The organism is Vallitalea sediminicola (genome assembly GCF_054408565.1).
Genome location: NZ_BTPT01000009.1, coordinates 1 through 13,263 on the forward strand (window position 1 = coordinate 1; position 13,263 = coordinate 13,263).

The 13,263-nt window shown below is 31.0% G+C and carries 10 protein-coding genes; 1 reads left to right on the plus strand and 9 read right to left on the minus strand.

What is annotated here, in order from left to right; all coding sequences use genetic code 11:
- Positions 1-56 precede the first annotated feature (56 nt).
- The 4 genes from ACX6CF_RS03695 to ACX6CF_RS03710 all read right to left on the minus strand — a co-directional run bounded on the left by ACX6CF_RS03695 (position 57) and on the right by ACX6CF_RS03710 (position 4,401).
- Positions 57-1,004: a DnaJ C-terminal domain-containing protein gene (locus ACX6CF_RS03695; RefSeq protein WP_458783952.1), complete on the minus strand. Its 948-nt coding sequence runs from the start codon at positions 1,002-1,004 to the stop codon at positions 57-59.
- A 35-nt stretch (positions 1,005-1,039) separates the two neighbouring features.
- Positions 1,040-1,711, minus strand: a complete 672-nt coding sequence (locus ACX6CF_RS03700) for a hypothetical protein (protein WP_458783953.1) — start codon at positions 1,709-1,711, stop codon at positions 1,040-1,042.
- A 245-nt stretch (positions 1,712-1,956) separates the two neighbouring features.
- Positions 1,957-3,447, minus strand: coding sequence for a threonine synthase (thrC, locus tag ACX6CF_RS03705; RefSeq protein WP_458783954.1), 1,491 nt, complete (start codon positions 3,445-3,447; stop codon positions 1,957-1,959).
- A 126-nt stretch (positions 3,448-3,573) separates the two neighbouring features.
- Positions 3,574-4,401: a cell wall hydrolase gene (locus ACX6CF_RS03710; protein WP_458783955.1), complete on the minus strand. Its 828-nt coding sequence runs from the start codon at positions 4,399-4,401 to the stop codon at positions 3,574-3,576.
- Positions 4,402-4,967: 566 nt separating this feature from the next.
- Here ACX6CF_RS03710 and ACX6CF_RS03715 point away from each other — a divergent pair.
- On the plus strand, positions 4,968-5,762 hold the full coding sequence (locus ACX6CF_RS03715; RefSeq protein ID WP_458783956.1) for a hypothetical protein: 795 nt from the start codon (positions 4,968-4,970) through the stop codon (positions 5,760-5,762).
- 78 nt (positions 5,763-5,840) lie between these two features.
- Here ACX6CF_RS03715 and ACX6CF_RS03720 read toward each other — a convergent pair whose 3' ends face one another.
- The 5 genes from ACX6CF_RS03720 to ACX6CF_RS03740 all read right to left on the minus strand — a co-directional run bounded on the left by ACX6CF_RS03720 (position 5,841) and on the right by ACX6CF_RS03740 (position 12,877).
- Positions 5,841-6,800 carry a D-2-hydroxyacid dehydrogenase gene (locus tag ACX6CF_RS03720; RefSeq protein WP_458783957.1) on the minus strand — a complete coding sequence of 320 codons (960 nt, stop codon included), beginning with the start codon at positions 6,798-6,800 and terminating at the stop codon, positions 5,841-5,843.
- A gap of 346 nt (positions 6,801-7,146) precedes the next feature.
- A complete protein-coding gene (locus ACX6CF_RS03725) occupies positions 7,147-8,919 on the minus strand; it encodes an NADH-dependent [FeFe] hydrogenase, group A6 (RefSeq protein WP_458783958.1) in 1,773 nt (590 codons plus the stop codon).
- A gap of 11 nt (positions 8,920-8,930) precedes the next feature.
- On the minus strand, positions 8,931-12,017 hold the full coding sequence (gene nuoF, locus ACX6CF_RS03730) for an NADH-quinone oxidoreductase subunit NuoF (protein WP_458783959.1): 3,087 nt from the start codon (positions 12,015-12,017) through the stop codon (positions 8,931-8,933).
- Between the two features lie 17 nt (positions 12,018-12,034).
- Positions 12,035-12,529, minus strand: a complete 495-nt coding sequence (locus tag ACX6CF_RS03735; protein ID WP_458783960.1) for an NADH-quinone oxidoreductase subunit NuoE family protein — start codon at positions 12,527-12,529, stop codon at positions 12,035-12,037.
- A 42-nt stretch (positions 12,530-12,571) separates the two neighbouring features.
- Positions 12,572-12,877 (minus strand): hypothetical protein, encoded by a 306-nt coding sequence (locus ACX6CF_RS03740; RefSeq protein WP_458783961.1) that lies wholly within the window; start codon positions 12,875-12,877, stop codon positions 12,572-12,574.
- Positions 12,878-13,263 lie beyond the last annotated feature (386 nt).

Below are 13,263 nucleotides of genomic sequence, written 5' to 3' on the forward strand. Positions count from 1 at the left end.
AGATTATACAATTAGATGAGCGCTCGTAAAAGGGTGCTCATCTAATTGTATAATCTTTATCTAATTTCCCATTCAGATATTTCTTTCCATTTCTTAAGCAATTTAATTTCTTCTCTGTTTAACTTCTCTGGTATTACTATTTTAGCTACGAAATAAAAATCTCCTGTCTTTTTCTTGCCTTTTAGCCCTTTATTCTTTAATCTGAATTTTTTTCCTGATTGTGTTCCCTTAGGTATTTTAATTTCTAATTTTTTATCTAAAGTACTAATCTCTATTTCCGCTCCAAAAGCAGCCTCCCATGGAGCGATATTCAGATCTTTATATATATCGTACTCAATAAGTTTGTAGTCCTCATCATCTACGATATGGACTTTTATTAATAAATCACCCTTAGGTCCTCCACTATAACCACCATTACCTTGACCTTTTAATCTTATTTTTTGCCCTTCAATAATACCCTTAGGAATTGTGACATCCAATTGATGTCTATTGCCCTTATCATCTCCTATAGTAATCTTCTTAGTTGAACCATGATAACTATCTGATATGGATATATCAAGTTCTGCCTCAGCATTCTGACCTTTTACTGCCCTTGTCTGTTGTTGCCTAAATCCACCTCTACCGGATGTAAAACCTCCAAAATTACTAAATCCTTTAAAAGAACCTCTACCACTATTACCAAATCCATTTGCTCTAAATATAGAGTCAAAAACAGATTTCAATATATCTTCATCACCTGTCCATGAACTAGTATCACCTGAATAATATCCACCACCATTTTCCCATTGGCTTCCGAATTGATCATATGCTTTTTTCTTTTCAGGGTCCTTCAATACATTATATGCTTCATTAATCTTCTTGAATTTTTCTTCTGCTTCTTTTGATGTATTAGAATCCGGATGATATTTGTGAGCTAATTTTCTATATGCCTTCTGTATATCTTTATCTGTTGCTTCTTTTGAAACACCCAGTGTTTTATAATAATCCTCTACGCTATTTGGCATAACACGCACCTCCTATTAATAATAACCATACTTCTTTATAAAAACAAATTAAGATTATTCAAATGTTGACAATATATTTTATCAATGTTATAAAAAACATCTTCTTGGTTATAATTATTAAAATAATAATTAAGAGAATCGTCAATCATTAATAAATAACAACTTAAATACTCTGCTATAGATTCATCATCCAATTTTTCTAAAGGTATTCCCCTTAAAAACTCTCTGATAAATCTATTATTAGAATTAGTATATGTCCTATTGATTATCTCCCTCTTGTATATCTCAGGAAATCTTTTCTTATCAATACTGCATATACCTTTAAAAAACCTTTCCAGATGCTCATTAAGGTCTTCTGACTTGGATCTTGAGTTAATCTTAAGAACAACATATCTTTCCTCATTATTACCAACATAGAACTCAAAACTGTATCTGATACTAGGTTTATATTTATACTTTATAAAAGTACCGAATTGTAAACTCCCGTAATCATTTTTGGACTTCACTTGAATACTTTCCGTCTCAACTAATCTAGATATCTTATTCATAATATTAGTTACCTTTTGTTGGGGAGTCAATAATCCAATCTTTTCAGCTAACATATCATTGATTAATTGCGATCTATTGGTATTCTTAATATATGCCAATCTATCAATAGCCTCAACAATCTCATCAAACATAACTATGCTATAAATACTTTTCTTCATATTAATCAAACCCTTCTAATAGCATTATAATATGCTATCATGTTTTTATAGTATACCATGTTAAATAAATTGTCAACCGTTTTACACAAACTAACCAACAACTTTTATTACCTTACATGTACCACCGAAGGGTATAAGTGTTATTAATCATGCAGACCGACCGCTTCTCAGGGTAAGGCAAGTGATTATTAACACTTATACCCTGACCTACACATTGCCCAATAATAGAAAAAAGCTAGCATACGCTAGCTTAAACCCAATATCTCTTTTACAGTTTCTTTCATCTTATCTTTATCACATATTCCCTTATGCCTTACCTCGGCACCTATGATATCCTTAATAGCTTTCGGAATCTCTACTCCTGTAAGCTCATTCATCTTTTCAATCAACTCAAAATCATCATACTTCTCATAGCTTTCATCAACAGCCTTCATTACACTACGAGTAAATTTATAAGGACTTGCTGTTGACGCAATAACAGCTTTTCTATTATCACCAGTATCAATTTTGTATTTTTTATAAACCGAACTACCAACTGCCGTATGTGAATCAATCAAATATCCTGACTTATCAAAGACTTCCTTAATTGCATCATACGTCTCATCTATAGTAGCATAATTTCCATAAAAATCCTTTAATCCTTTTTTCATATCATCAGATATTTCATATTCCCCTTTACTTGATAAAGAAGTCATAAGATTATTAATGATACTTTCCCTGTTACCAGATATTTTATATAATAACCTCTCTAAGTTACTAGATATTAAGATATCCATGGAAGGTGAGATAGTCAATACAAATTCTCTTTTCCTATTATATACCCCTGTATTCATGAAGTCATACAACACTTTATTATCATTGGATGCACATATTAATTGGTGAATTGGCAATCCCATATTCTTAGCATAATACGCAGCTAATATATTACCAAAATTTCCAGTTGGAACAACAACATTAATATCCTCACCCATACTAATATCTCCATTAGATACCATTTTGGTATAAGCATAGAAATAATAAACTATCTGTGGGATTAATCTACCTATGTTAATTGAATTGGCTGATGAAAATCTATACCCATTACTATCCATTAATTGGGCAAACTCAGTATTATTAAATATTTCCTTAACTCCATTTTGGGCATCGTCAAAGTTTCCTTCTATTCCTACTACATATGTATTGTCTCCTTTTTGGGTAACCATCTGTTGCTTTTGAATAGGACTAACCCCATCTTTAGGATAAAATACAATAATTTTAATTCCTTCCACATCAGCAAAACCCGCTAAAGCAGCTTTACCAGTATCTCCCGATGTAGCTGTAAGAATAACTATTTCATTATCAATATTCTGCTTCTTGGCAGAAACCTTCATTAAATAAGGTAAAATAGATAATGCCATATCTTTAAATGCTATGGTAGATCCATGAAACAACTCTAAGTAATGAGCTCTGTTTTTTTTAACTATTGGAGCAATCTCTTTTGAGTCAAACTTATCATCATAAGCATTGTTAATACAATATTTCAGCTCTTCTTCAGTAAAATCAGTAAGATATAACTTCATTATTTCATAGGCTAATTCTTTATACTCAAGACCTAACAAATCTTCTAAAGGTTTATCTAATTTAGGAATCTCATCAGGTACAAATAGCCCTCCGTCACATGCTAACCCTTTAATAATAGCTAATGATGATTGTATATTACTTTCACCACCACGTGTGCTTTTATATAATGTATTCATTAGTTTCATTCCTTTTTATGATGTTTTTTAAGATTATATCATACTATTTACTTTAACACAATACAATAAAAGAGACAAAAAATAGGCAATCCATGGATTGCCTATTTTATATATATAAATATTTATCTACTTAAAAAATTCGTGAACTCCATGTTTGTATACTTTGGTAAGATTATTATCAAACCAACTCATAGCTTTTTCTGAAGCAAAACATCTTGCAGCAAAGTATAATGCACCTTGTGAGTAATCTTCACCACTAAAAGCACTCTCAACAGCTTTTTTTGTCTTGTCAGAGACTTTTACAGAGAAGTATCTACCATCAGTAATAGGTGAAAACTGTGCTCTACCATTACTACTTTGATGTACAACATCATAAATGTTATTTGGGAAGTTCGAACTTTTTACTCGATTCATTACAACATTTACTATTAATATTCTTCCAATTAAATCCTCACCAGTAGCTTCTGCTTCAACAATCCTTGTCAAAGCTTCATAGTCTTTGGCAGAAATATTTACTAATTGATTTTCTTGTTCCTTTGGTTTATAACTTGCTGTATGTAGCTCTTTTCTATCGCTACTTTCCTCTGGCTCTTTCATAGGTAAAACTTTTTGTTTATTACTACTTTCTAGTTTTTCTTTGTTATTTTTCTCTTGTTGCTCTTTTAATAATTTACCAAGACTAATGACAAACTGGTCAGTCCCTAAATCAAGCTCAACAACAGATTCCTCATCTTCAATAGACTTAGCATCCGAAACATCTGTTTCTTCTTCAACATTTCCTTCTAAAGCAGCTACTACATTAGTATGCGATCCAAAAAACCCATTAACTCCTAGATATAATACAGTTATCATAACACAACCTGTAATTATAATTAATCCATTGGTATATGCTTTTTTTGGTATATGCTTTATCGAGGAAAACATGTCCTTAAGAAGATTCTTTACTTTAAACATAATTTTTCTCCTTTTTAACTATAGACAATTTCATAAATTTAAGACTGTCTTGCATGCATATGAAATTGAATTTTTTAACAAGCTCGTAATAATTTCTTAACATTTTGCTTGTCATAGCGATTATAGTAAAACTTACATAATGTGTCAACTAACATCTATATAATTTGGTACATTTTACGTTTGTTCAGAATATTCAGTTATTATTTTCATGCACTTTTTCTTTATTTACTATTTTTTCCAATTATTTTTTTGTTGATTTTAACACACTTTAAATTTTTTTTGTGTAAAATATCAAATTCAATTTTGTTACTAATTATATGTATATTTTTATGACTTCCAATATTTGCTACCTATTTTAGGCAATTCATTATTGTATTATTTTGTATTTTATTAATATAATATAATAACAGTCTTCATCCGATATATATTTTAATAAGTTGATTAATTATATATGGATTTTTACATGCAAAACATCTTATTATTTGTATTATTTACATTATTTATTATTTTATACATCAATAGTCAAACAAATATATATTTTTGTTATAAGAAAGGATTAATAATTCATGTCATTATTGAAAGGTGTTTATACAGCAACTAAAAAAAACGGAACTATTTATTATAGATCTTCCATAACTCATCAAAACAAACATATTAGTCTGGGAAGTTTTCCTACAGAATTATCTGCACATAAAGCTTATTTAGAAGCTTGGAACCTAATTAATGGTAAAATGGATATCTATGATTACACCGATTCAAATTTGTTAACATATCATAAGTTTATTGTTTTAATTAATTTTAGAGATAATAAATACTACGTTAAAAACCCTATTTATCTTCACAAATATTATTTTTCTTACTTTCTTGACCAGTCAACAGAGTTAATTTTTGACGTAGATGATTTATTTTATTACTCTAATCATAAAATTTTTAAGAAGAATGGGTATTTATTCGTTAACGACTATGGAATGCAAATAAATATTCTTTCCAGATATGGTATAAAAAATTTCGCAGTTAATCAAAAAGATTACTACTTTAAAGACAGTGATAGTAATAATCTTAGATATCATAATATAATAGTAATCAATAAATACTATGGGGTAGAAAAGATAATTAAAAATGACAAGGTAACTTACCTATCTAAGATACATATTAATGGATATACCAAAATCGGTACATTCAAGACAGATATTGAAGCTGCCATAGCATACAACAAAGCTGTTGATTTTATTATTGCTAACAATATATCATCAAAAAACTATAGCAAGAACTATATATCAGAAATTAATTCCAAAGAAGATTATCTTGAATTATATGATTCTATTAGACTCCCTAAAAACATTGTATCTCTAAGGAAGTAAATTATTGACGCTAAAAAGGAGCTTATTAAACATTAATATTTACTAATCACCAATGTTTAATAAGCCCCTTTATGTTAATTAATCAGTTACAATATTTCTTGGTGTTCCTTTTTGAAATGATTCAATGTTCTCTTTAACTTCAACAACTACTCTTTTTCTTGCTTCTACACTTGCCCAAGCAATATGTGGTGTTATTAATAGTTTCGTACTATCTTGTATACCTAATAATGGATTATCTTTATTGATAGGCTCATGTTCTAATACATCAAGCCCTGCACCAGCTATCAAGTCTTCATCAAGTGCTTTTGTAAGATCAAGTTCATTAACAATTTTTCCTCTACCTAGATTAAGAATTATTGCTGAATCTTTCATCTTATCAAATTCATCATAACTTATAAGATTATCCGTATTCTCATTAAGGGGCGCATGTATTGATATAATATCTGAAGAAATCAGTAAATCATCTAAATCAACTCTTTCATATTCTTCATTATCATTCTTACCAGATGTAGAATAATATATTACTTTACACCCAAAACATTCAGCTATAGTTGCAACTTTTTTACCAATAGTACCAAGACCAATAATTCCCCACGTTTTACCAACTAATTCATTATATTTTTTATCATAATGAGTAAAAATCTTATCATTAACATACGTACCTGATTTTACATATTTATCATAATAGGATAACTTCTCATAGAGATAAAATAATAATGCGAAAGTATGTTGTGCCACACTATCGGTAGAATAGCCTACCACATTAGATACAACTATTCCATGAGCATTAGTATAGCTTTTATCAACATTATTTGTTCCAGTTGCAGTCAAGCAGATTAATTGCAGATTCTTAGCATGTTGTAGATTCTTTTCATTAAGAATTGATTTATTAGCTATAATAACATTTGCCTCTTTAATCCTATCTATAACTTGATCCTTAGAAGTAAATCCATATATATCTACTTCCCCTAGATCATCAAAAACTGTTAAATCCAAATCATCACCAAGTGTATTAGCATCCAAAATAACTATTTTCATAATATACTCCTTTTCATAGTTTTTAATTACTTCATTATATTTACCATGATACTATTTAAAATTCTATAAATCAATAATTATTAATTATAAATTCAACTACCTATGATGGATATTAAATATCTTATTGACATATATAATAGATTATCTATATATGAGGTGAGAAACAAACTTCTTAATCATTTAAATGATCAAATTGACACTTATATCTTGAAAGGGGTATCACTAGCGAGCAGGCATTAGAAATGGCAATAAAAGAAATGGGTAATCCAACTTAAATCGGGAACGAACTAAATAAGACTTTGTATTAAAAACAGGCACTTTATCGTCACAAGTACCTGTTTTTTATTTATTTGACTAACTCATTATACAAACCACGTGTCACATAATGAGTATGTAATAATTCATGGGACTTATGTCCAAGTGGTTTACCAAGATAATCTTCATACAGCTTAACAATAAAAGGATTCTCATGAGACTTTCTCAAATTCTTGCCTTCGTCCTCTCGATAAATTGCTTCCATCCTTTTTTCTCTTACATCTTTAGTTGTTGGTCTAGGTTGCCCTCCACCACTAAGACATCCACCAGGACAAGCCATGATTTCTATGAAATGGTAAGGAGATACACCATCTTTTATCTGCTGAAGAAGTATTTTTGCAGCAGATAATCCACTTGCAACAGCTACTTTTACTGTTTGACCTTCAAATGGCTTATACTCTTTTGTAGCTTTCTCAATAAATAATTCTCCTTCTTTTATAGATGAAAGACCCATTACCTCTTTTACATGTAAATTTTCAAATGGCAATTCATTACCAGTCAAAATCTCAAAAACTGTTCTTATAGCAGCTTCCATAACTCCACCAGTAGTACCAAATATATCTGCTGCTCCAGTTGAAATCCCAAAAGGATTATCAAATTCTTCATCTGGAAGATTATTAAAATCTATGCCTGCACTTTTTATCATTTTTGCACATTCTCTTGTTGTAAGTACAGCATCAACATCCTTTTCCATCTCTTCTCTAGTTATTTCATATTTCTTAGCAGTACAAGGCATTATTGATACTACATAAATATCTTCAGGATCTACATTTATCTTCTCAGCGTAATATGACTTTGCAAGAGCTCCTAACATCATATGCGGTGATTTACATGATGATAGATGAGCTAATTGTTCTGGGAACCTGTTTTCAATATATTTGATCCAACCTGGACTACAACTTGTTATCATAGGAAGAGCTACTTCTTCCCTATTAACGAATTTTCCAAGTCGTTGTAATAACTCGTTACCTTCTTCTATTATAGTAAGGTCAGCAGCAAAATTAGTATCAAATATATCATCAAATCCTAATTCTCGAAGTGCTGAAGCCATTTTACCAGTAACTAATGTTCCTGGTTCATAACCAAATTCTTCACCAAGAGAAGCTCTTACAGCAGGTGCTGTCTGAACAATAACTCTCTTCCCCTCTTCGTTCAACATTTTCCATACATCTTTAATAGAATCTCTTTCACTAAGAGCATCTACTGGACAGACCGTAGTACACTGTCCACAATATGTACAATTGATATCATTAAGATTCAATCCTTCAGTAGGACCAACAAATGTATTGAATCCTCTGTTTTGATTGTTAAGAATTCCAACCCCTTGAACTTCATTACATATAGTTACACAACGCCTACATAAAACACATTTTGACAAATCTCTCACTATACAAGGATTATTGTCATCTATGTAACATCCTGACATTTCACCTTCATAACTATTATCTGTAATACCTAATAATTCTCCTAACTCCTGAAACTCACAATGTCTGTTTCTATCACAACTTAGACAATCTTTTGGATGATCTGACAGCATTAACTCATAGATAATTTTTCTAGCTTGTCTTACTTTCTTAGTATTAGTATGAACTACCATACCATCTGTGACTTTGGTCATGCATGATGCTTGAAGAGTTTTTGCTCCTTCTACTTCTACAGAACATATTCTACATGAACCATTCTTATGAACATTTTCAAGGTAACAAAAATTAGGAATTAGAATACCATTCATTTTGGCAGCTTCTAAAATTGTAATATCCTCAGGTACTTCAAATTCTTTATTATTTATTGTTATTCTTACCATTACTACTCCTCCTATCTTTTGTCACATCTTAAACATCTCATGGATTCTGCAATAGCATTAAGTCTATGGAATCCTTTTGATATTTCTTTAAAGTTATTTTTTCTTTCTTCTGATGATGCATTATCCATCTCAAATCTCATATGCTCAGAAACCCTTACATCAGCGTCTGGTTTTGGAATCTCTATATCCTTTCCAGTGTTAAGAACTCCATCTCCACCTAAAAACTTATCTATAGAGATAGCAGCTTCTTTACCATCAGTTATTGCCCATATGACAGTATCTGGTCCTCTTACTACGTCACCACCTGCAAATACACCATCTATATTAGTCATCTTACTCTTATTATCTACAACAAATGTACCCCATTTAGTCATTTCTACTTCATCTTTATTAATGAAAGGAAGATCTGAATGTTGACTGACAGCAGGAATAATCATATCAAATTCCATATCAAAAGCTGAACCCTCAATTATTGTAGGTCTCCTTCTTCCAGTTACATCAAAATTACCTTGCTCTAATCTGACCAATTTTATTTTCTCCACATGGTCTTCTCCTATAATCTCTATAGGTGATACAAGTGTATGAATAATAATACCTTCTTCAAGAGCTTCTTCTACCTCTCTTCTCTCGGCTGGCATATCCTCAATATTTCTTCTGTATAGAATATGTATCTCAGGTGCACCTAATCTAAGAGCAACCCTTGCAGCATCAATTGCAGTGTTACCTCCACCGATTATTGCCACTTTCTTACCAACCTTGACATCTTTACCTTTATTGACATCTTTTAGAAAATCAAGTCCATGATATACTCCGTTCAGGTTTTCGCCTTTAACATTAATTTTATTAGAGTATTGTGTACCAGTTGCCACATATATTGCATGGTGTTCTTGTCTCAATTTATCAAAATCCACATCAATACCGACTTCAATATTAAGTTCTATTTTGACGCCAGCTTGTTCAATGGTCTTTATCTCTTTTTGCAATATATCTCTTGGTAAACGATATTCTGGAATACCATATCTCAATATACCACCTGCTGTATCATGAGATTCATATACAGTAACATCATAACCTAATCTTGATAGATAATAACCACAAGTAAGACCAGATGGTCCTGCTCCAATGATTCCTATTGATTTCCCTTTTGGTGGGAATTTCAAATCGTCAAAAGGTTCATCAGATTCAAGAATAGTATCTGCTATATACCTTTTGAGATCTCTTATTGCAAGTGATTCATCTAATTGCTCACGCCGGCATTTACTTTCACAAGGATGTGTACATACTCTACCACAAACAGCTGGAAATGGATTATCTTTTCTAATTAGATTATATGCATCTCTTAATCTATTAGCAGCTATGAGGCTTATGTAACCTGGAACATCAACACCAGCAGGACAAGCATTTTGACAAGGAGAAATAAAAAGATCCGAACATACACCCGCACGACATTTTTTATCTCTTATATGTTCTTCATACTCTTCTCTAAATTCTCTAATAGTACTAAGTACAGGATTAGGAGCAGTTTGTCCAAGACCACATAAAGCAGTTTCTTTTATGGTCTCTCCAAGCTCTATTAATTTTTCTATATCTCCTTCTTCACCTTTACCCTGAGTTATTCTTTCAAGAATTTCTAACATTCTCTTAGTACCAAGTCTACAAGGAACACATTTGCCACAGGATTCTTCCTGAACAAATTCCATAAAAAATCTCGCTACATCAACCATACAGTTATCTTCATCCATGACAATAAGTCCACCAGAACCCATAATAGCTCCTTTTGACTTCAATGAATCATAATCTATAGGAATATTAAGGCAATTACTAGTTAAACAACCACCTGATGGTCCACCAGTTTGTGCTGCCTTAAATTTTTTCCCATCCTTAATACCACCACCTATATCATATACGATATCGCCTAGTGTTACCCCCATAGGTACTTCAACAATACCCGTATTATGGATAGCACCTGCTAACGCAAATACTTTCGTACCACTACTTTTCTCTGTTCCAAATGTTTTGAACCAGTCAGCACCATATAGGATGATATAAGGTACACTTCCAAATGTCTCTACATTATTAATAATTGATGGCTTATCAAATAAACCTCGATCAGATGGAAATGGTGGTTTTTGTCTTGGCTCTCCTCTTTTCCCTTCTATTGAATTCATAAGTGCTGTCTCTTCACCACATACAAAAGCTCCTGCTCCAATACGAATTTCTATATCAAAAGAAAAACCACTATTCATAATATTATCTGATAATAGTCCATATTCTCTAGCTTTTTCAATAGCAATATTCAATCTCTCTACTGCTAAAGGATATTCAGCACGTACATATACATAACCCTTGTTAGCGCCTATTGCGTAACCAGCAATAGTCATACCTTCAATAACAGCATGAGGATCACCTTCTAGTAGACTTCTATCCATGAATGCTCCAGGGTCACCTTCATCAGCATTACAAATTACATATTTCGTATCTGATTTACTTTTTGCAGCGAATTCCCATTTTAGTCCTGTTGGAAATCCTCCTCCTCCTCTACCTCTTAGTCCAGAATCTTTGACAGCTTTCACAACTTCTTCTGGACATTTGTTTTCAAATATCCTACCAACTGCCCTATAACCATCCTTGGCTATATACTCATCAATAGAACTAAAATCAATTTGTCCACAATTATTTAATACAATCTTCTTCTGCTTTTCAAAAAATGGTATATCATTTAATTTATGTATATGTTTTTTCAAAACGTCATCATAATAACACTTATTTTCTACTATCTCTCCACCAATGATATGTTTAATTACTATCGCTTCCACTTCATCAGGTTGTAATTTAATATAGTAGATATTTCCAGGCTCTACAAGAAGTGATGGACCAAGATGACAAGCTCCTATACACCCAGTTTCAGTAATTAATACTTTTTCATAATAATTATACTTTTTCAAAGCTTCTACCAGAGCATCTTTTACTTCTTTACAATCTGAAGAAATACATCCAGCACCAAAACATACATGTAGATTATACTGATATGTTTTTATCATTTCATCAAATTGATCTTTTACTTTTTTCAAATCATTGATATTCAATATCTTTGCCATGACTTCATCTCCTTCAACTAATATTTCTCTAGTATTCCACTGAGTTTGTCTGGATTTACTTGCTTATATACTGTATCATTAATCGATATTGCAGGAGCTAAGCCACAAGCTCCTATGCATCTCATTACTTCTAAAGTAAATTTTTTATCTTCTGTAGTTTCACCTATACCAATGCCCAATATTTCTTGTAACTTATCAAGGATTTTTTTACCGCCTCTAACATAACAAGCTGTTCCAAGACAGACTCTTATAGCATACTTTCCTCTTGGGACAGTGGAGAAAAAAGAATAAAAACTTACAACACCAGAAACTTCTGATAGAGGCTTGTCTAATCCATCTGCAATTATTTTTTGGATGTTAATAGGTAGATGACCGTAAATTGTTTGAGCAATATGTAGAACTTGTATTAGAGACCCTTCTTTATTTTTATATTCTTCAATGAATTCTCCTATCATGGCTATTTTTTCTTCTTCGCTCATATCTTCGCATTGACATTTTTTCAACTTATCCATATCTACTCTCCTTACTACTATTTACTTGAAACAGTCGTGTTATTAATCTGTTTGTAATCTGATTATTATTTTATCAATATTTTTTAACTGTTTCTTTAATAGTTTGATTTTTTCTTCATGCTCTTTAATTGAACTCATAATAATCTGTTTTTTATTATCAAATTCTTGAAGCTGTGGTATTTTAAGCTTTTCGATTTTTTTGTTAATTTCAATTAGTTCTTTCTTGTAACGTTCCCAAGTACTTTTCAGATTCTTGTCATAGTCCCCTCCTTCAATATATTTTTTGATGCAATTGATGTCATAAATTAGTTGACTCTTTTTCTTTAAATAACTAATTACTTCCTCCATAAATCACACCCCTAGGTTTTTTTTGCAATAATTAATAAACCTTATTGAAATTTATAAAGTTCAAAAAAATTGCTTATATATGATGAATACCTTAATGAATAAAAACTCCATTTATTAATGGTATTCTAATCATCAAATAATTATGAATATCACTTGAGGCTCCCACGCTGTAAATATTACGGATTTTTAGCATTAAAGAATTAAATAATCTACTATATTATTGTATATAGACAAATAATTAAATATCATAGCTGAATTTTAACAGAAATATTATTGTTGATAATTATGTGAAATGACTTTAAGCATTATTAAAGTTAATTCAAGAGAGTTTTGTCCATTGAGTTAGAAATAATTAAGTTGCTATAAGTTTATCTAAGATAAATAAA

Bases quoted from the DNA above. Each gene is read 5' to 3' on its own strand.
- ACX6CF_RS03695 (WP_458783952.1), bottom strand. From the start codon at position 1,004: ATGCCAAATAGCGTAGAGGATTATTATAAAACACTGGGTGTTTCAAAA.
- ACX6CF_RS03740 (WP_458783961.1), bottom strand. From the start codon at position 12,877: ATGGAGGAAGTAATTAGTTATTTAAAGAAAAAGAGTCAACTAATTTAT.
- ACX6CF_RS03715 (WP_458783956.1), top strand. From the start codon at position 4,968: ATGTCATTATTGAAAGGTGTTTATACAGCAACTAAAAAAAACGGAACT.
- thrC (WP_458783954.1), bottom strand. From the start codon at position 3,447: ATGAATACATTATATAAAAGCACACGTGGTGGTGAAAGTAATATACAA.
- ACX6CF_RS03720 (WP_458783957.1), bottom strand. From the start codon at position 6,800: ATGAAAATAGTTATTTTGGATGCTAATACACTTGGTGATGATTTGGAT.
- nuoF (WP_458783959.1), bottom strand. From the start codon at position 12,017: ATGGCAAAGATATTGAATATCAATGATTTGAAAAAAGTAAAAGATCAA.
- ACX6CF_RS03735 (WP_458783960.1), bottom strand. From the start codon at position 12,529: ATGGATAAGTTGAAAAAATGTCAATGCGAAGATATGAGCGAAGAAGAA.
- ACX6CF_RS03700 (WP_458783953.1), bottom strand. From the start codon at position 1,711: ATGAAGAAAAGTATTTATAGCATAGTTATGTTTGATGAGATTGTTGAG.
- ACX6CF_RS03725 (WP_458783958.1), bottom strand. From the start codon at position 8,919: ATGGTAAGAATAACAATAAATAATAAAGAATTTGAAGTACCTGAGGAT.
- ACX6CF_RS03710 (WP_458783955.1), bottom strand. From the start codon at position 4,401: ATGTTTAAAGTAAAGAATCTTCTTAAGGACATGTTTTCCTCGATAAAG.